Source organism: Rhizobium binae (genome assembly GCF_017357225.1).
GTDB lineage: Bacteria > Pseudomonadota > Alphaproteobacteria > Rhizobiales > Rhizobiaceae > Rhizobium > Rhizobium binae.
This window is the reverse complement of sequence record NZ_CP071606.1, coordinates 130,597-147,633: the sequence shown is the minus strand read 5'-3', so window position 1 is coordinate 147,633 and position 17,037 is coordinate 130,597. Positions and strand designations below refer to the sequence as shown.

The window sequence follows — 17,037 nt, the reverse complement described above, 5'->3', positions numbered from 1 at the left end:
CGATGTCCGATCACCCAAAACCCGGGAGCCTTGAGGGGCTGCGCGTCCTCGATCTCTCGCGTATCCTGGCCGGACCGACGGCCACGCAACTCCTCGCGGATCTCGGTGCCGACGTCATCAAGGTTGAGCGACCCGGTTCCGGCGACGATACCCGCAGCTGGGGTCCACCCTTCGTCCCGAGCGCCGATGGCAGCGGCAGCGATCTCAGCGCCTATTTCCTCTCGGCCAACCGCAACAAGCGATCGATCGCGATTGACCTGGCGACCGAGGACGGGGCGGCTCTCATCAAACGGCTGGCGGCGATTTCCGATGTCGTCGTCGAAAACTACAAGCCGGGCGATCTCGCTCGCCGCGGCCTTGGCTATGACGACCTCAGGACGATCAAGCCGGACATCGTCTGGTGCGCAATTTCCGGCTTCGGGCAGACCGGCCCCTATGCCGACCGCACTGGCTACGATTTCCTGATCCAGGCGATGGGCGGGATCATGAGCATTACCGGTGACAGCGACGCGAACGGCGGTCGCCCCGTGAAGGTTGGTCTCGGGATCGCCGATGTCATGTGCGGCATGTATGCGACCGTCGGCATCTTGGCTGCCCTGCGCCACCGTGACCGGACCGGCGAGGGCCAGTATATCGATCTCGCGCTCTACGACGCGCAGGTTGCATGGTTGATCAATGCCGCGACGAACCACCTGGTCTCCGGCAAGGTACCTGGGCGGATCGGCAACAGGCATCCGAACATCGCGCCATACCAGACGTTCGCAACGGCTGACGGGGATATCGCCGTCGCAGTCGGCAATGATCAGCAATTCGCCCGTTTCTGCCAAGCCATCGGCATACCCGAACTTATCAACGACGGGCGCTTCGCGCGCAACCGGGATAGGGTCATCAATATCGACGAACTCGATGAACTGGTCACTACTGCCCTGCGCGTTGACACAGCAGAAAACTGGGAACGACACCTCATCGCAGCCGAGATCCCCGCCGGCCGCGTCGCGACGGTCGATCAGGTCGTTTCCAATCCGCACACGCTGGCACGGGAGATGGTGGTGGACGTGCACACAGATGAAGGACGCACCCTGCGGCTCCTGGGGAACCCTCTGAAGATGTCCGCGACGCCGGTGCGCTTTGACCGGGCGCCCCCGCATGTCGACCAGGATCGTGAAGATGTCCTTGCACTTTTAGGGGCTCTTGAGAAGAAGCGGCAGGGTGAAGAAGGCGAATAGCAAGTTTGAGGTGGATAGCTTTGAGCGCAAGGGTCGGGCGATTGAGGGCCAGCTGCAGAGTTTCACACCTGTGCGCCCGCACTGCCTATCTCGAGACAGGAAGCCGTTCTCCGGCTCTTACTGAGCCTTTCAGTCGATTGTCCGAAGGCGCCAAGGGGCAAACATAGCTGGACGAATAGGCGCACGAAGGAAAATAGGAAAAGTTAAAATCGAGCACCAACGTGCCGTCGGAACGGGCAACTCCCAGGTCCGCTCCCTTTATGGTGTCGAGGAGATATCGGCCACCGCCATACGTCTCTGATCCAGAGGTTGCGTCGGCGAACGGCAGGAACACGCCGCCACCGTATCCCTCGATCCAGTAAAGGCTCAATTCTCCACCCAATCTGGCGTCCAGACCTATCGTGCGGGCGAACGCATGCATCGACAGCTCACCATCCGCTCCTGTCGCAACGCTAATCGGTCTCTGCGTTACGGGAGCAAGCTGTACCATTATGCGCAGGGAGGGATCATACGGAAATGTGGTGGGGCCCTCATACGCCTTACGATCCGCAGCTTCGATGGGCGACTGCGAATGCGTGCGAAACATGGCCGAACGGGTATCGCACCAAAGCCGCCAAGCGGCGGTCGCATCCTTGCCGGAACGTATCTCGTTATAGAGATCTGCGATTTTTTCGCGCCATTCCCATAGTTGTAGGGTATCGTTCAAATCATATCCTCCCGTGTCGGGGTTTCACCCGATCAGGTGGTGCGAGCCTGTCTGATCGCATCACGAAGCTGATCCGTCCCGAGCACACCGGAATAGGTCATCTTTCCGATAACGAAGGACGGCGTGCCAGCAAAATTAAAAGCTGTCGCCTGATTGTAGTTTCTGGTGAGCAGGTTGGAAATCTTCTTATCGTTTCGACGGACTGCTTCGGCGACCTTCGAGCGATCGAGCCCGGCCGATGTCAGAAGTCTTTTGACATCGTCTTGGCTGAGCGAGGCAGGCGTTGCCATCAACGCTTCCATCGCCTGTTTGTAGGCGCCAAGTTCGTTTGCACCAAGCACCGCTTGCGACGCGAAGACGGAAACGTCGCCGAATACAGGCCAGTCCTTCATGATCAGCCGGACATTACCATCCTCAGTGACGACCGATTCCACGTCCGGGTGGCTTTTCTTGCAATAGGGGCACTGATAGTCGAAAAACTCGACAACGGTCACGTCACCTCTGGGGTTGCCGAGAACCGGAGCATCCGGATCGCGAAAAACTTCGTCCTCCGACAACTGCTGGGCAAAACCAGGCCGGGGAGCCAATACAGCAGCAACGACGCCACCGGTGGCGATCGAAAGGAATTGTCTGCGAATAAACATCTCGGTTTCCTATTACTGAACATTCTTGGTAGAGGCTAAGCACCGTTGCTCATGGCTGCAGCTGCTTTCAGGACGTCATCGGTGCCGAACTCTCCGACCAGCCGTCTCCCCGTCTGCTGGCGATCAGACGGCAAGAAAATCATCGTCGGCGGTCCCACGACATTGAGCTCGCGCATGAGCTCACGCTGTTCAGGGCTGATATTGGTGAGATCGACCTTGAACGTCTTCAGAGGCGCCAACGCATTGGCGACATCAGAGCTAGAGAAAACATTCCGATCGATCGAGCGGCAACTCACGCACCAATCGGCGGTAAAATAGACAAGGCTCGCCTTACCGGCTGAACGCGCCACATCGAGTTTCGGCTGCCAGTTGCGACTTCGAGGTAAGGGAGGTCATTTTGCGCTTCCGGGTCGACTCTTGCGACGGTCCGAGCGCCGCCGAAGCCTTCGAGCGGGCGCAGTGGATCGGCCGAACCGGCAGCAAAGCCGACAACGAGCACCATCGCATAGACGGCGGCAAGGAGTCCCACCGACTGCAAACCCATACGCAGGGGGGACGCGCGGCCCTTCGTAACATCGAAGGCGCCCAGGAAGACGGCGATCGCCATCGCCCATATAGCCCAGAGACCGAGAGGCAGCCATTGCGGAAGCACCGGCTCCGCCATCCAGATTGCGAAGGCGAAGAACACGAAGCCGAACACATGCTTGACCGAGGTCATCCACGCCCCGGCGCGCGGTAAGGCCTGAGAGCCGACCGTCCCGAAAATCACCAGCGGAACGCCCTTGCCGAGGCCGAGCGCAAACAGCAAAGCTGCCCCAAGAGCGATATCTTCGGTGCGAGCGACATAAAGCAGCGCGCCCGCAAGTGGGGCCGTCACGCAGGGGCCGATGATGAAGGCCGAGGAAAATCCAAGCACGGCAGCCGAGCCAACCGACCCGCCCCGCCGCCTGTCTGACCGGCTGAGACGCGCCACCCACGCCGAAGGTAGCTGCAGTTCGAACAGACCGAACATCGACAACGCTAGGAGGGCAAATATGAGTGCAACTGCAGCGACCGTGACCGGCGATTGCAAGGCGATCTGCAAATTTTCACCTGTCCAGGCAGCGGCTGCCCCGAGGATCGCGAACGCTGAGGCGAGCCCTATCGCATAACTCCCCGACAGGACGAAACCGCGCCGCGCATTCAGCTTCTCCCCTTCGCGCGCCAGCGTGGCAGCCAGGATCGGGTAAAGCGGAAAAACGCACGGGGTGAAGGCTAAGAGAATGCCAAAGCAAACGAAGGCGGTGAGAAGGAGCGGAACCCCGCCACGCGACAGAAAGCCGCCAACGATATCTTCCTCATTTGCCGAAGCCACGATCGATGTAAGCTGTGAGGATTCTTGCGTTCCCGTCGCACTGCCGGTCGTTGCCGTATCGGACCATGCCGATTGTCCGCCCGTTGGAGGTGAGAACACCGGCTGTTCGGACACTGCAAGCGTTGTCGGATCGACGATCCGCCTGGCTGGCGGATAGCAGAGACCATGCTCCTGGCACCCCTGGTATGTGACGGTCACCGAAGAACCCACGGGGCCAAGCTCGGCTTCGGCGCGATCAAAATAGACCTCCGATTTTCCGAAATTCGGGTCAATCTTTTCCGTTCCGGGGAATGTAATGAGCGGGACTGAAGAGCCGTCTACGGTCTTGGCAGAAAGATATTGGCGATAGAGATAATATCCCGGCGGCATCTGCCACCGAAGATGGATAGCTCCCGATGGCGTGCGATCCACGGAAAACTTGAAAGCGTCGTTCATCGCCAGCGGTGTTTCAGCTGCGAGCGCCGGGCTGACGCCAAAAATACATAGGAAGATAATGACCACGAGGCGCATTTTTATTAACCCGCCAAGCCTCTAGGCGACATGCCGCGCCGGCTGGCTTACGTAGTCGGCCATCGTGCGAAGCAAGCCATCTGCGTCTTCAGGTTCGGCGTCCAGAAGATCGGCGAGAGCCGCAATCACCTCCCTCCTGTTCCAGCCCATCGCTGCCGCTCGATCAATCAGACTGTCGAGATCGGTCACAACAGCCCTTTGACAATCGCGAAGTCGGTTGGGGTGGCTGTGGGAGATACGAGGCGCAGAAATCATGGCTTGGGACCTTAAGAAGGGCGTCGAGGTTTCGCCCGGCCGCAAATGCGGACGGGCGGGCTTGATGAGGGCGCCACTCATGGAGCAGGCTGCGCCCTCACTGCGTCCCAATTCGCATTTGCTTTTTTGATGTAGCCGCCGATATCCGAACGCCAGGTTCCGAGAACCTTATCGTTGTAGTTAAGATAGAGCTTATCATCGACCACCGTGAAGGCCTGGGGCTGGGTGGGCGCTTTGTGGCCCTCAGCGGTCCCGTAGGCGCAGTATCCGCCATATTGCGGGGCGTAGTGCCCCGGGTCCTTCGCGAAGGTGTCGCGGTGCGCTGCGGACGCGAAGTAGAAGGTCGCACCCTTGTAGGAGGTCGAAAATTCCTGGGTTCCCTTTACCGGCTTATGGTCGGTGAAATAGGCAACAGCATCGTAGCCGTTAATGGCAACACCGTTCGTTGTATAGATCTCATCGGCGAACGCGATCGAGGCCGAAGAAAATGCAACAAGGGCTGCAGCCGCAAGCGGCACGATACGCGGGATGAACAGGGTCATGGTCTTTCCTTTGCAGTTGAGACGAACGCACCTTGTTCGAAGGCAAACGGCTAAATGTTACAGCTTGTAGCGTTCACGAAGTCGTGCTTACCGGCTGGGGCCTATTGCGAGCACATAGCAAGAGCGACCTGAGCCCGAAGCTCGCGGATCTCCCGATCCTTTTCGGCCGTTTCACGCAGCAACTGATCGAAACGGGCATCGTTTGCCCGAGAGATTTCCCAGAATGTTACCTTGAAGATTACAGGAGTAGTGGAAGCCGGGTTGTGGATGCTGGCGGGCTCCTGCGGCGACGGGTTCTCCGCCGTTGCCCTCCCCCAAACCTTGAGCGTGCAGTCGCCGCCGACATCGATACGAACGACAGCTTCAACTGTCGCGTCAGCCCGGCCTGCGGCATGGCGATATGCAGTCGTTCCGACGTGAACTCGCAGCGTCGAAGCGTCGATGACGTGCGGCAGCAACGCGCCAGCCGTCTCAACTTCGAAGACAATGCCTGGACGAACCCGAGAGAAATCGATCGGGAGTTCGCGTTCGGACTGTAACAGGTGCGCGATGCTCGGTGTGATTACCTGCCCCCAAACGGCCGCGCCTTCACCAAAGTGATGGACGATAGCGTGGCCCACGCTCGGACATACGACGGAATGCAGCATTATGAGTTCCTCTGTAACCCGGGCCGGATATCTCGGCCAACCTCGCGAAGGCCGAACGCCTCGCCGTTGACTAGTTCGCAGGATGCCGGCCGGTTGTTACAAGGAGCTTCAGCTAATTTTCGGGAGAAGGATCATCTTGGAAAGCCGACTGCCGTCAGGCCGGCGTCGAGCATATCTGCACGGGCCTCGTGGCCGCCGTTGTGGATGCACATGATGCTGTCGCCCCGGATACAGTCAGGAACATCGTTGCATTCGATGTCGTCAAGTGTGATCGTCTTCGCGTTCTTCGCATCGCATTTCGCGCGCGAACGCAGGATCGCCACGCTGTCGTAGGCGTTACCCTGATGAAAACGGCCCCCAAGAGAGCGGCCCTCCAAAGGAAAGGTCTGGTCGGCGGTTCCATGAAAATGGATCATCGGCGGAAGGTCTGCAACACAATCCTGGGCCTTTGGAAGTGGATTCCAGAAGACACCGGAAAAGGTGAGCATGGCGGCCGCCTTTTCTCCCTGTTGGCAAGCCGTGTACCAAGCCATCGAGGCACCGATGGAAAATCCTCCGATGATCGTTTTTTCGGCGGTGATGCCGTAGCGTTGTCTCAAGTCCTCAAGAACATCGGCGATAAATGCCTGTTCGTCTCGTCCAGGACGAGCGCTGTTTGGGAACGACCAACTCCCATCGGTGCCGTCGACCGCCACAAAGGCGAGATGATGCGATACCGTCGTCTCGACAAGGGGGCGTTGTTGCATTTGCAGCTCGGCGGAACTTTTGTAGCCGTGAAAAAACACGTAGGCGCCTCGAATGTCGCCGTCCTTCGGCGCTTCGATCCGATAGTCGCCACCCTTCACTGGGCAGGCCACCGAGCCGCCGCAAGGAACCGCAGCAAGCGAGGCGCTTGGCATTGCCGCAACGGCGAAACACCAAAATAAAATGGATCTAATCACAAGCGCTTCCCTCCGCATCCTACTGGTGAATGCGTAGGGCCTTGGACGACCGTAGGCAATTTACCGAAAGATCAAATTAGCGAGAGAACGCCTCGTTCATGGAAGTGCGAGAAGAACGCTTATCGAGATCAACACTTTGTCCATTGTGTATGGTCTCCACATTGCATGTACGGGCAGTTTGAGACCTCGTCGGCCGTTTGCGTAGACCCTCACCGGCTGGAGAGGATTTTGCACTGTGGACGCTTCTGTCGCCACAGTTGCATGATCATCCCTAGGTTCGCCGCTCTGGCGGGGAGAGCGCTTAATAACGAGTACGCATGGCATGACAAGCTGATCTTGAAAATCATCAGCGGCGACGGGAGCAAGCTGCTTGTTCTTATCGCCGAAGACGAACCCCTCATTCAAGCAAATCTCGAAGATGTGGTGACAGAAGCCGGCTTCGAGCACCTCGCGGTATCGAGCGCGGACGAAGCTATCCGTGCTTTGGAGGAGGACGCGGACCGCTTTTGCGCCCTGCTAACCGATGTAAGAATGCCGGGTGAAGCAGACGGTTGGGATTTGGCGCGCCGGGCGCGTGAACTACAGCCGCTCATGCCAGTGATCTATATGACGGGGGACAGCGCCAAGGAGTGGGCAGCTCAAGGCGTTGCCAATAGTGTTCTACTTCAGAAGCCTTTCGTCCATGCCCAGCTTGTCACCGCATTGACCACTCTTCTCAACGATGCTGCCACGAGCAGCATCGGGCAATAGCTCGCCAGACTGAACTGAAGGGATCGGCTAGGGCGCTCAACCTTTCTGCCATATATGGCGAAGAAAAGCGCCCCTACGAATGACCGCGACAACAGCCGACACTTACGACCGCTTGTCGGCGATAATGGATAACTTGTGGATCTGTGGTGGCTTGGCGAATAAGTCGCCTTCGGCGGCCTTCGCCATCAAAGCCGTAGCGACCTGGCCATTTAGGTGGGCATCCCTTCCGTCCTCATCGTCGAACGTATCGAAGATTGCGAACGAGCTTGGGCCTTCCTGTATCGCATACCAGGAAATCGTGTCCGGCTCCGCGTTGACGAGAGGTATTGCTGATCTCAGGAAATCGGCGACCTCCTGTTCCTTGCCGGGTTTTGCTTCGATCGGAACGTAGAGTGCGAATTTGGTCATGACCATCTCCATGGGCACCTGATCGTGCCGCAACCTGCTATACCACGTTCTGCCGTCGGATGTTTCGCGATCGGGCAAATAAAGAAATCCGCAGGAAAGCTCGGGGTTGTTCTAGGATAGCGAACCCCTCGGAATGATTGGAAAATAAGGTTGCTGGATCAACGGCTTTTGAAACAGAGCCGGACCGACGACCCTGTCATTGTATCCAGCGTGACCTGCCACGGAAGTTTCATCCGGCTGCGATTAGAGCCTCGGCGGCTTTGAATACGCCAACTGGCGCGGTGGGAGCAACCGGCGGAAACGCGAAGCTTTCATCTTGCGCAGCGTTGGAGCCGGTTGCGGCGATGCTCCCGGCGTAGCCTGCCGGGGTCTGGTATCCGAGCGACGAGTGTGGCCGGAAATGGTTATAGTCGTCAGCCCATTCAGCAATGGCGCTGCGGGCATGATCGAGGCCGAAGAAGAGGCTCTCGTTGAGCAACTCGTCGCGCATCCGACCGTTGAAACTCTCGACATAGCCGTTCTGCATCGGCTTCCCCGGCGCGATGTAGTGCCACTCCACCTTGTGATCCCTCGACCAGGCGAGAATGGCATTCGACGTTAGTTCGGTGCCGTTGTCGGAGACAATCATTCCGGGCTTGCCGCGTCGTTCGATCAGCGTTGTCAGTTCTCGAGCAACACGTCGACCAGAGATAGACGTGTCCGGGATCGCTGCCAGGCATTCGCGCGTCACGTCATCAACGACATTCAAGACGCGGAATCGTCTGCCGCAGGCAAACTGGTCGTGGACGAAATCCAGCGACCAGCGGGCATTGGCTTTCGCCTCGACCAGGATCGGTGCACGCGTGCCGACAGCACGCCGCCGGGCCTTTCGCTTGCGAACGGAAAGCCCTTCCTCGCGATAAAGACGGTATATGCGATTGACGCCGGACGGCTCTCCATCTCGCCGAAGCAGGATGAACAGCCGACGGTAGCCAAAACGCCGCCGCTCGTTGGCGAGGTCGCGCAGCTTCGCTCGCAGATCGACCTCCGGCGGTCGACTTGACCGATAACGGATCGTCTTGCGGTCGGCAGATATGATCTGGCAGGCCCGACGCTCCGAAAGACCCATGACGGCCTTCAGATGCGTGACGGCTTCACGCTTGGCGGCAGGCCCTACCATTTTTTTGCAAGAAGCTCGCGGAGTGCGGCTGCATCCAGCATCTGCTCGGCCAGCAACTTCTTTAGCTTGGCATTCTCGTCCTCGAGCGCCTTCAGACGCTTCGCCTCGGAGACGTCCATGCCGCCAAATTTGGCTTTCCAGTTATAAAACGTCGCTTCTGAAATCCCGTGCTTGCGGCAGAGGTCGGCTGCCTTCGCGCCAGCCTCCTGCTCCTTCAGCACCGCAATAATCTGCTCTTCCGTAAATCGCTGCTTCTTCATTCGTCCGTCCTTCAATGGGCCGGACTCTAATCCATCCTGGAGGAAATTCGCAGTGGCAGGTCAAGCGCACCCCAGGAAAAAAGTGTTAATCAATGTATTAGACGATAAAGGTGCATGGATTAAGTTAACCCCGCTATGTCGCCTGAGTGTTGCGCTCTCTACCGTTCTCGCGATGACGGGTTGTTGTTTTGCACCTAATCGCAAGACTCCGCATCCAATAATTTCCACAAGATAGCGCGGCATTTAAATTGAGATCGGGCACTTAATTTGAGATTCGCCAGTCCGATTTGGCACTTAATGTGCGATCCGCAGCGTAGAAATGATCACCGATCGCCAAGCTTCATCGGAAATGCGAAGTATTACAGAACGTTATTTCCGAACCACCGAGCGTCAAGCGCCGAAGATGGAACCAGCGAATCTCAAATTAAATGCCATGAGCTGCGAAACAGGCGCATTCTTACAGTTAAATGCCAAACGACAGGAGTCTGGTCGCTCGGTCACCGACTATGGCCGCGGCTAACGGATCCCAGCCAAGCTAAATCCTACAGACTTCCACAAAACGGAAGTCACGGTTCCGCAGTTCGAAGCTGACGATGTTATTCGGAAGGCTGTATCCATTGCTTGTAGCGGTTTCTGGCATGGCCGGACCGAGATCAAGTCCCATCAATCAAGGATATTTGCCATGAACAACCTTCTGCAAACACGCGTCATCATCGCCGAACGGAACGTCGGGTCCATGTCCATCCTCGCCCCACTGCGATGGTCGCTCGTCGTAATTTTCATCCGGTTCGGCTTTATGAAGTTCACGGGCTACGAGGCGCACGGTATCGCGCCGCTGATCGCAAACAGCCCAATCATGAGCTGGTTGCATATCGTGTTCGGCATCGAGGGCGCGGCCCGGGTGATCGGAGTGCTTGAGCTGTCGACCGCCGTCGCCCTGATCGTCGGCGCGTTCGTTCCTGTCATCTCGGCGCTTGGCGCGGCCATGTCGACGGCGACCTACCTAATAACGCTGAGCTTCTTCATCAGCACGCCCGGCGTATTCGAGCCCTCGCTCGGTGGCTTCCCGGCCATCTCCGGCGATATCGGGCAATTCCTGCTGAAAGATCTGGTGCTGCTCGCCGCGTCGGTTACGCTGCTGCTCGCCTCACGTGCACCATCGACCAAGTGAATGCAGCGGCACGGGCAGCTTGGAGAGAGACCATGAAAATCCTCAGATTTGCGGCGATAGGCATCGTCGCCCTTGTTTCCGGTAAGGCTGCCATGGCCACGCCGGAGCCTATCGCAACGACACCGACGACCTATCATTATGAGCAGGTCGACGGGATCCGGATATTCTATCGCGAGGCTGGTCGACGCGACGCCCCCACGATCGTGCTGCTTCACGGCTTCCCGTCATCGTCTCGTGAGTTTGATGCGCTTATCCCCCACCTGGCGAAGCGTTACCACCTGATCGCACCGGATTTTCCCGGCTTTGGCCAGAGTGATGCGCCCTCTCCGACCAGCTACGACTATACGTTCGATCATCTTGCCGCCACGACCGACCATCTCCTCGAGAAACTCGGTTTGACCCGATACTCGCTCTACATCCATGATTATGGCGCCCCGGTTGGCTTCCGGATCATGCTGGCCCATCCTGACCGGTTGCAGGCGCTGATCGTCCAGAATGGCAATGCCTATCGTGAAGGGCTGGGGCCGAAATGGGCGAAAATCGAGGAGTATTGGGGGACCCGAAGGCTCATCAGGACGTCGTCGATACTTTTCTGTCGTTCGAGGCCACGAAGCAGCGTCACATCGCCGGCACCAAGCATCCCGAACTCTACAATCCCGATACCTGGACCGACGAGTTCGCCCACCTCTCCGCGCCCGGCCAGCGCGAAATCCAGGCCGCTCTGCTCTACGATTACCAGACCAACGTGGCGTCGTACCCCGCCTGGCAAGCGTGGCTGCGCGCGCACAAGCCGCCCACTCTGGTCGTCTGGGGGGCGAACGACCCGTCGTTCATCGCGGCGGGCGGCGAAGCGTTCAAGCGCGACCTGCCTGACGCTAAAATTCACCTGCTGGATGCTGGCCATTTCGCGATGGACGAGAAGAATGACGAGATCGCCGACCTGATCCTCCGCTTCCTGCCCACCCATCGCTGAAAGGCCTGGCGGTTTGTCGTGGATAGCCGCAGGAGCCTTTCGGCATGAGCATATTTCTGCAACGATCTACCCGGGAGGGACAACAATGCTTGTGACGAGAGGATTTAAGGGCAAGCGCCGCGGCGCAGACGCCGATCGCCTGCGATTACCGCCTGGCCAGTTCCTCACACCGGAGTTTCCGGTGCTGACCGCCGGCCCGACGCAGCACACGCCACTCGATCGCTGGAGCCTTGCGCTTCAACACGGCGGCTCGATGCTGGGCAAGTGGAGTTGGGAGCAGTTCGAGGCTCTGCCGCAAACCGAAATCACCTCCGACATTCACTGTGTCACCAAATGGTCGAAGTTCGACACGCGCTGGCGCGGTGTCACCATCGACGACCTCTTGCGCGCTGCTGGGCTGAATGCTGCGCCGACCGGCTTCCTTATGGCGCATTGCGATGGGGGCTACACGACCAATCTACTCGTTGCCGATCTGATCGAGGCGCGTGCGATGATTGCGACCCATTTTGACGATCTGCCGCTCCTCCCTTCTCATGGCGGCCCAGCCCGCCTGCTCGTGCCGCACCTCTACTTCTGGAAGAGTGCCAAGTGGGTGCGGCGCCTCGCCTTTCGTGATGCAGACTCGCCCGGCTTCTGGGAATCGCAAGGCTACCATCTGCGCGGCGATCCCTGGCGCGAGCAGCGCTATACAGGTGACCAATGATCGACCTCGCAACAGCATCCGCGCAGTGGCGCGTTGCCACGGTCATGGCGATCCGCTACGAGACGGCGACGGTCAAGACGATCACCTTCGATGTGCCGGGCTGGCCCGGGCATCTCGGTGGGCAGCATGTCGACCTGCGCCTCACCGCCGAGGACGGCTATGTCGCGCAACGCAGCTACTCGATCGCCTCCGGCGCCGGTTCGGGTCAGCTTGTCGAACTGACCGTCGACGCCGTGCCCGATGGGGAGGTCTCGGGTTTCCTCCATGAAGGGTTGCGCGTCGGTGACCGGATCGAGATCCGTGGACCGATTGGGGGCTATTTCGCCTGGTCTGCGGCACATGACTATGGATTGCTTCTGATCGCAGGCGGATCGGGCATTGTGCCGCTAATGTCGATGCTGCGGTCGCGCGCCGCGGCAGGCGCGACGCACCCTGCCCGCCTGCTCTATTCGTCAAGGAGCGTCGACCAGATCATCTACCGCGCCGAACTCGATCGGCTTGCGGCACAGGGCGCCCAATTTTCGCTCACGCACACTCTGACCCGCAATGCGCCGTCGGGGTGGACCGGAGAGCAAGGCAGGATCGACCGCGTGATGTTGACACGCCGGCAATTCACTCCCGTCGGGAACCCTGACGTCTACGTATGCGGGCCAACGACATTTGTCGAAACGATTGCCGAGCATCTCGTCGCGATGGGCCACAGGGGGAGCAACGTGCGGACAGAGCGGTTTGGCCCCACGGGTGCGATCCGGAAATAAGAAGAGAAGCCAGCCGGTTGTCGCATCGCCCCGCCCCCTGCGGACTTCCGGGCCCGTCTAATCCACCGATCCGCGGCTATTCAGTGGCGCCAGCGAAGGATCAGCCTTCCGCGCGACGCTTCAGATAAGCCTCGCGTGCCACGTCCATGCGCGATGAGTTTTCCACCACCCACTCCGCCAATGCCCGAACGGGCATCAGGAACTCTCGCCCGAGTTCAGTCAGCGCATATTCGACCTGGGGCGGATTGACCGGCGTAACCGTGCGAGAAACGAAGCCGTTCGCCTCCAGCTCGCGCAGCGTCGATGCCAGCACCTTCTGGCTGATTTCGCCGACCTCTCGGCGCAGGGCGTTGAAACGAAGCGGTCCATGCCCAAGCACACGCACCACCAGCAATGTCCACTTGTCACTGATCCGCGCCAGCATCCGGCTGATGTGATCGCAGGCAGCGGTATCCTCGTGGTTATCTGGTTTCAACAAAGTGCCTCCTTGTGAAGTCACGCGAACCGTCTGTAATCTGGTTACCTAAGGAAACCTACCATACAGGAGATGACTTTGAATTCCAAACCCCGCATTGCCGTCATCGTCGGTTCCACCCGGCCTACGCGATTTGCCGATGTGCCGGCGCAATGGATTCTGAAGCAGGCGCAGGCCCGCGGTGACATGGATGTGGAATTGGTCGATCTGCGCGACCATCCGCTGCCCTTCTTCGATGAGGTCGCCTCCAACATGTGGGCGCCGAGCCAGAACCCCGAGGCGATCCGCTGGCAGGAGACGATCGCCCGTTTCGACGGCTACATCTTCGTCACCGCGGAGTATAACCACTCGATCACCGGCGTTTTGAAGAACGCGCTCGACCAGGCCTGCAAGGAGTGGATCCGCAAGCCATTCACCGCCATCGGTTACGGCGGCACGGGCGGAGTACGTGCGATCGAACATTTGAGGCTGATCGCGATTGAGCTTCAAATGGTTTCGACCCATGCGACCGCCCATATCGGCGGGAGCGACTTCTTCGCCGTGCATCCGGCATTCGGGAAAAAGCCCATCGAGGAGATCGAAGCGAACCTCCTTCCGTCGACGACGACGGCTCTGGACGAACTGCTCTGGTGGGCGAAAGCCACTATGGCTGCCAAGTCTGCTGGCGCCTGACGCGCAGGAAGAACGCTTCCGAAATTGAAAAGGCTCGCTGACGACCACCGCCAGCGAGCCTTTTGGGAATATCAGCCAAGCCACGAGGGCGCGGCCGCACGGTCCGGCAATCGTCCGCAAGGTCAAAGCACCTTGGTTTCGCCGCCGTCGACCCGGAGCGCCGTGCCGGTGATCCAATGGCTTTCGGCCGAAAAGAGGAAGGCGATCGCGTTGGCGATGTCTTCGGGCTGCCCGTAGCGGGCGATCCCCGCCTCGATCGCGAACCGATTGATGGCCCATCAAGCGAGAGACCGTGCTTGTCGGCATATCCCCGCAGCATTGTCAGGCGGCGGTCGGTCATGACCGATCCGGGCAGGACCGTGTTGACCTGCACACCGTCCTCGATGCCCCGATCCGCAAAGGCCTTGGCCAGCGCAAGGATCGCCGCGTTGATCGTACCGACTGCCGCAAGCGATGCCTTGGGCGTATAGGCGGACGTACCCGACGTGATCGCGACCGAACCCTGCGTAGCCTTGAGCGCGTCCCATGCGGCGAGTGTCAGACGCCGGGCGGAGTGGAATTTGAGTGCCAATCCGTCGTCCCATTGTTCGTCGGTCAGTGCGAACATGTCGGCCTGTGGAACAGCACCAGCGATGCAGGCGACGGCATCGATCCTACCAAAGTGGTCGATCGTGGTTGCGACGACGGCTCCAGCCGCATCCGGCTGGCGCAGATCGTGGACCTGAAGTAGCGGCGTTGCTCCTGCCGCCCGGACCGTTTCAGCCGTCTCCTCCAAGGCCTCTCGGGTTCGTGCCACCAGCGCCAGGGCACTGAAGTCGCAAGCCAGCCGGACGGCCGTTGCGCGGCCGATGCCGCGACTGGCACCAGTGATGATCGCTACGCGCTCCATCAGACGCGGGCCTCGGCGATAGCCAGCGTGTCGATATACTGACGGAAGCTGGCGATCTTGCCGTTACGGACCGTCCAAACATGGGCATACCGGGCGTTCGACGTCTTGCCGGTCGCGCCGTGGACGCCGGTAAAATCTCCAAGCGAAACGACCGTTTCGTTCTCGGTTATGAACTCGGTCGGCACCAGCGTGAAGCTCGACCATTCCGCCATCAGCGGCTTGAACAGGCCCTCGGCGACCTTCTCCGGGCCACGCCCGTCTACCTTGTAATGCCACATCGTCGTCCATTCGATGTCGGACGCCATTAGGCCAAGCGCGCCCGGCGCGTCACCCTTTGAAAGCTTGTCATAGAAGTCGCGAACGATGTCACGCGCGTTGGTCATGATCTATCTCCGAAGTATCAGACGGACGGTTACGGTTCCTGATTGCTAGGTCCGGGCGCAGAATGGTGCGCCCGGACGGGTGGCTCATCCGACATGCTTGGCGAGGAATTCGCGCATCGCAGCGCCGATCTCGGCGGCATGGGTTTCGATCGCGAAGTGTCCGCTGTCGACGAAGCGAACGTCCGCAGCCGGTACATCGCGCTTGAATGCTTCGGCACCCGGCGGAATGAAGAACGGATCGTTCTTGCCCCAGATCGCCAGCACCGGCGGCTGATGCGCGCGCAGGTAGGCCTGGATGGTGTCGTAGAGCGCGACGTTGGTCTGGTAGTCGAGGAGCAAGTCGAGCTGGATTTCGTCGTTGCCGGGACGCGACAGATAGAAATCGTCAAGATTACGGCCGTCTGGAGAGACCTTTGTCGGATCATCGACCCCGTGCGTGTACTGGAAGAGGGTTGTCTCGGGCGCCAGGAAGCCGCGCAGCGCGTCACGGTTGGCCTGGCTGGGCTCGTTCCAATAGGCCATGACCGGCGCGAAAGCATCCGAAACACCTTCGACATAGGTGTTGCCGTTCTGGGTGACGATCGCGGTGATCCGCTCAGGATGCTTGACCGCCAGGCGGAAGCCGACCGGAGCGCCATAGTCGAAGACGTAGATGGCGAACTTGTCGAGACCGAGCACCTCGGTAAAACGGTCGACGACATTGGTGATGTTCTCGAATGTGTAGCCGAACTGGTCGCGGGAGGGCTGTTCGGTCATGCCAAAGCCGGGCAGGTCCGGCGCGACGACATGATAGTGTTGCGAGAGTTCAGGGATCAGGTCGCGGAACATGTGGCTGGCGCTCGGGAAACCGTGCAGCAGCAGCACGGTCGGGCGGCTCGCATCGCCGGCTTCGCGGTAAAACAGCTTGATGCCATCGACATCGACGGTGTTGAAACGAACGGTCATGGGGTATCTCCTTGATTTGAAGGTGTGCGGAAGGGTTTGCAGGCGCGGCGACGCGCCCGCATCGTTTCTTGCCAAGCTTGTGGGAAGGATCAGGCGGCGGCGGCCGTGCGAACCGTTACGACCGGGAAGTCGATTTCAGTCTTCAGCGCTTCATTGACGTAGTTGGTGAAGGTATTGAGCGCGACATGGGCGATGATCTCGACGATCTCGGCATCGGAATATCCGGTATCCTTGAGCGCCGCGATATCGGCATCGCTTGCCTGTCCGCGTCCACCGGCGAGCTTGACGGCGAAGCGCACGGCTGCATCCGCCTTGACATCGTTGGAGGCGCCGTTGCGGTTGGCGGTGATTTCCGCGTCATCGAGCTTGGCGAGGTTGCGGGCGATGTAGGTGTGAGCGGACAGGCAGTAGCCGCAATCATTCACCTCGGCAATCGCCAGCGCGATCCGCTCGCGGGTCTTGGCGGGTAGCGCACCCTTACCGAGGGCGCCGGAAAAGCCGAGATAGGCTTCCAGCGCTGCCGGGCTGTTGGCGACGATGCGAAAAAGGTTCGGCACTGTGCCGAGCTGCTTTTGGACCGCCGCAAGCAGGGGCTGGGACTTTTCGGGGGTCTGTTCGGTGGCGGGGGTTGGAATTCTTGACATGTGCTTTTCTCCTGAACGGGTT

22 protein-coding genes and 2 pseudogenes are annotated in these 17,037 nt (G+C 59.5%); 9 read left to right on the top strand and 15 right to left on the bottom strand.

From position 1 onward, the window contains the following. Positions 1 to 2 precede the first annotated feature (2 nt). Entirely contained in the window at positions 3 to 1,226 is a 1,224-nt protein-coding gene (locus J2J99_RS25160; RefSeq protein WP_168302234.1) for a CaiB/BaiF CoA transferase family protein, read from the top strand. Between the two features lie 85 nt (positions 1,227 to 1,311). On the opposite strand, the gene J2J99_RS25155 is transcribed toward J2J99_RS25160, so the two are convergent. The 8 genes from J2J99_RS25155 to J2J99_RS25120 form a co-directional block, all read right to left on the bottom strand. Continuing rightward, on the bottom strand, positions 1,312 to 1,932 hold the full coding sequence (locus J2J99_RS25155) for a DUF1684 domain-containing protein (protein WP_168302233.1): 621 nt from the start codon (positions 1,930 to 1,932) through the stop codon (positions 1,312 to 1,314). A 32-nt stretch (positions 1,933 to 1,964) separates the two neighbouring features. After that, complete coding sequence (locus tag J2J99_RS25150) at positions 1,965 to 2,576, bottom strand: DsbA family protein (protein WP_168302232.1); 612 nt, start codon at positions 2,574 to 2,576, stop codon at positions 1,965 to 1,967. A gap of 35 nt (positions 2,577 to 2,611) precedes the next feature. Continuing rightward, entirely contained in the window at positions 2,612 to 2,926 is a 315-nt protein-coding gene (locus J2J99_RS25145) for a thioredoxin fold domain-containing protein (protein WP_168302231.1), read from the bottom strand. Beyond that, positions 2,869 to 4,440, bottom strand: a complete 1,572-nt coding sequence (dsbD, locus tag J2J99_RS25140) for a protein-disulfide reductase DsbD (RefSeq protein ID WP_168302230.1) — start codon at positions 4,438 to 4,440, stop codon at positions 2,869 to 2,871. The genes J2J99_RS25145 and dsbD overlap by 58 nt, the downstream gene beginning before the upstream one ends. Positions 4,441 to 4,461: 21 nt before the next feature. After that, positions 4,462 to 4,629, bottom strand: a complete 168-nt coding sequence (locus J2J99_RS25135) for a hypothetical protein (RefSeq protein WP_168302229.1) — start codon at positions 4,627 to 4,629, stop codon at positions 4,462 to 4,464. A 143-nt stretch (positions 4,630 to 4,772) separates the two neighbouring features. Beyond that, complete coding sequence (locus J2J99_RS25130) at positions 4,773 to 5,237, bottom strand: YHS domain-containing (seleno)protein (protein WP_168302228.1); 465 nt, start codon at positions 5,235 to 5,237, stop codon at positions 4,773 to 4,775. A 101-nt stretch (positions 5,238 to 5,338) separates the two neighbouring features. Continuing rightward, the gene (locus J2J99_RS25125) at positions 5,339 to 5,884 is read right to left on the bottom strand and encodes a hypothetical protein (protein ID WP_168302227.1); all 546 of its coding nucleotides are present in this window, start codon (positions 5,882 to 5,884) and stop codon (positions 5,339 to 5,341) included. Positions 5,885 to 6,015: 131 nt separating this feature from the next. Continuing rightward, positions 6,016 to 6,825 carry a CE1 family esterase gene (locus J2J99_RS25120; protein ID WP_246763164.1) on the bottom strand — a complete coding sequence of 270 codons (810 nt, stop codon included), beginning with the start codon at positions 6,823 to 6,825 and terminating at the stop codon, positions 6,016 to 6,018. Between the two features lie 336 nt (positions 6,826 to 7,161). Between J2J99_RS25120 and J2J99_RS25115 the strand changes: the two genes are divergently transcribed. After that, a complete protein-coding gene (locus J2J99_RS25115) occupies positions 7,162 to 7,575 on the top strand; it encodes a response regulator (RefSeq protein ID WP_246735469.1) in 414 nt (137 codons plus the stop codon). 102 nt (positions 7,576 to 7,677) lie between these two features. Here J2J99_RS25115 and J2J99_RS25110 read toward each other — a convergent pair whose 3' ends face one another. Both J2J99_RS25110 and J2J99_RS25105 read right to left on the bottom strand, forming a co-directional pair. After that, positions 7,678 to 7,983 carry a putative quinol monooxygenase gene (locus J2J99_RS25110; protein WP_168302225.1) on the bottom strand — a complete coding sequence of 102 codons (306 nt, stop codon included), beginning with the start codon at positions 7,981 to 7,983 and terminating at the stop codon, positions 7,678 to 7,680. Between the two features lie 229 nt (positions 7,984 to 8,212). Further along, positions 8,213 to 9,402, bottom strand: a protein-coding gene (locus J2J99_RS25105) for an IS3 family transposase (RefSeq protein WP_132576271.1) whose coding sequence is annotated in 2 segments (ribosomal slippage) — positions 8,213 to 9,150 and positions 9,150 to 9,402 — 1,191 coding nt in all. Because the reading frame shifts where the segments join, the coding sequence is not laid out codon by codon here. Positions 9,403 to 9,721: 319 nt separating this feature from the next. Between J2J99_RS25105 and J2J99_RS25100 the strand changes: the two genes are divergently transcribed. The 6 genes and pseudogenes from J2J99_RS25100 to J2J99_RS25080 all read left to right on the top strand — a co-directional run bounded on the left by J2J99_RS25100 (position 9,722) and on the right by J2J99_RS25080 (position 13,007). After that, positions 9,722 to 9,922 carry a hypothetical protein gene (locus J2J99_RS25100; RefSeq protein WP_168297369.1) on the top strand — a complete coding sequence of 67 codons (201 nt, stop codon included), beginning with the start codon at positions 9,722 to 9,724 and terminating at the stop codon, positions 9,920 to 9,922. Positions 9,923 to 10,084: 162 nt separating this feature from the next. After that, positions 10,085 to 10,573 carry a YkgB family protein gene (locus tag J2J99_RS25095; protein ID WP_168297370.1) on the top strand — a complete coding sequence of 163 codons (489 nt, stop codon included), beginning with the start codon at positions 10,085 to 10,087 and terminating at the stop codon, positions 10,571 to 10,573. 32 nt (positions 10,574 to 10,605) lie between these two features. Further along, positions 10,606 to 11,283 (top strand): annotated as a pseudogene (locus J2J99_RS34750) (alpha/beta fold hydrolase); the annotation flags it as partial. Continuing rightward, positions 11,166 to 11,546 carry an alpha/beta fold hydrolase gene (locus J2J99_RS34745; RefSeq protein WP_425526069.1) on the top strand — a complete coding sequence of 127 codons (381 nt, stop codon included), beginning with the start codon at positions 11,166 to 11,168 and terminating at the stop codon, positions 11,544 to 11,546. The pseudogene J2J99_RS34750 and the gene J2J99_RS34745, both read left to right, overlap by 118 nt. An 85-nt stretch (positions 11,547 to 11,631) precedes the next feature. After that, positions 11,632 to 12,249, top strand: coding sequence for a sulfite oxidase-like oxidoreductase (locus J2J99_RS25085; RefSeq protein WP_168297371.1), 618 nt, complete (start codon positions 11,632 to 11,634; stop codon positions 12,247 to 12,249). After that, on the top strand, positions 12,246 to 13,007 hold the full coding sequence (locus J2J99_RS25080) for a ferredoxin reductase (RefSeq protein WP_168297372.1): 762 nt from the start codon (positions 12,246 to 12,248) through the stop codon (positions 13,005 to 13,007). The genes J2J99_RS25085 and J2J99_RS25080 overlap by 4 nt, the downstream gene beginning before the upstream one ends. 100 nt (positions 13,008 to 13,107) lie before the next feature. Here J2J99_RS25080 and J2J99_RS25075 read toward each other — a convergent pair whose 3' ends face one another. Next, positions 13,108 to 13,482, bottom strand: a complete 375-nt coding sequence (locus tag J2J99_RS25075; RefSeq protein ID WP_425526067.1) for a winged helix-turn-helix transcriptional regulator — start codon at positions 13,480 to 13,482, stop codon at positions 13,108 to 13,110. Between the two features lie 78 nt (positions 13,483 to 13,560). Here J2J99_RS25075 and J2J99_RS25070 point away from each other — a divergent pair, with 78 nt between their 5' ends. Further along, entirely contained in the window at positions 13,561 to 14,154 is a 594-nt protein-coding gene (locus J2J99_RS25070) for an NADPH-dependent FMN reductase (RefSeq protein ID WP_168297373.1), read from the top strand. A 122-nt stretch (positions 14,155 to 14,276) separates the two neighbouring features. Here J2J99_RS25070 and J2J99_RS25065 read toward each other — a convergent pair. From J2J99_RS25065 to J2J99_RS25050, 4 genes and pseudogenes are all read right to left on the bottom strand, one after another. Beyond that, positions 14,277 to 15,046 (bottom strand): annotated as a pseudogene (locus J2J99_RS25065) (SDR family oxidoreductase). Beyond that, positions 15,043 to 15,426: a nuclear transport factor 2 family protein gene (locus J2J99_RS25060; protein ID WP_168297374.1), complete on the bottom strand. Its 384-nt coding sequence runs from the start codon at positions 15,424 to 15,426 to the stop codon at positions 15,043 to 15,045. The pseudogene J2J99_RS25065 and the gene J2J99_RS25060 overlap by 4 nt, the downstream one beginning before the upstream one ends. 84 nt (positions 15,427 to 15,510) lie before the next feature. After that, positions 15,511 to 16,371 carry an alpha/beta fold hydrolase gene (locus tag J2J99_RS25055; protein ID WP_168297375.1) on the bottom strand — a complete coding sequence of 287 codons (861 nt, stop codon included), beginning with the start codon at positions 16,369 to 16,371 and terminating at the stop codon, positions 15,511 to 15,513. Between the two features lie 89 nt (positions 16,372 to 16,460). Then, positions 16,461 to 17,015 (bottom strand): carboxymuconolactone decarboxylase family protein, encoded by a 555-nt coding sequence (locus tag J2J99_RS25050; protein ID WP_168297376.1) that lies wholly within the window; start codon positions 17,013 to 17,015, stop codon positions 16,461 to 16,463. Positions 17,016 to 17,037 lie beyond the last annotated feature (22 nt).

Coding starts and splice junctions, on each gene's coding strand:
- J2J99_RS25160 (WP_168302234.1), top strand. CDS start 3: ATGTCCGATCACCCAAAACCCGGGAGCCTTGAGGGGCTGCGCGTCCTC.
- J2J99_RS25150 (WP_168302232.1), bottom strand. CDS start 2,576: ATGTTTATTCGCAGACAATTCCTTTCGATCGCCACCGGTGGCGTCGTT.
- dsbD (WP_168302230.1), bottom strand. CDS start 4,440: ATGCGCCTCGTGGTCATTATCTTCCTATGTATTTTTGGCGTCAGCCCG.
- J2J99_RS25130 (WP_168302228.1), bottom strand. CDS start 5,237: ATGACCCTGTTCATCCCGCGTATCGTGCCGCTTGCGGCTGCAGCCCTT.
- J2J99_RS25125 (WP_168302227.1), bottom strand. CDS start 5,884: ATGCTGCATTCCGTCGTATGTCCGAGCGTGGGCCACGCTATCGTCCAT.
- J2J99_RS25110 (WP_168302225.1), bottom strand. CDS start 7,983: ATGACCAAATTCGCACTCTACGTTCCGATCGAAGCAAAACCCGGCAAG.
- J2J99_RS25100 (WP_168297369.1), top strand. CDS start 9,722: ATGATCACCGATCGCCAAGCTTCATCGGAAATGCGAAGTATTACAGAA.
- J2J99_RS25095 (WP_168297370.1), top strand. CDS start 10,085: ATGAACAACCTTCTGCAAACACGCGTCATCATCGCCGAACGGAACGTC.
- J2J99_RS25085 (WP_168297371.1), top strand. CDS start 11,632: ATGCTTGTGACGAGAGGATTTAAGGGCAAGCGCCGCGGCGCAGACGCC.
- J2J99_RS25080 (WP_168297372.1), top strand. CDS start 12,246: ATGATCGACCTCGCAACAGCATCCGCGCAGTGGCGCGTTGCCACGGTC.
- J2J99_RS25060 (WP_168297374.1), bottom strand. CDS start 15,426: ATGACCAACGCGCGTGACATCGTTCGCGACTTCTATGACAAGCTTTCA.
- J2J99_RS25055 (WP_168297375.1), bottom strand. CDS start 16,371: ATGACCGTTCGTTTCAACACCGTCGATGTCGATGGCATCAAGCTGTTT.
- J2J99_RS25050 (WP_168297376.1), bottom strand. CDS start 17,015: ATGTCAAGAATTCCAACCCCCGCCACCGAACAGACCCCCGAAAAGTCC.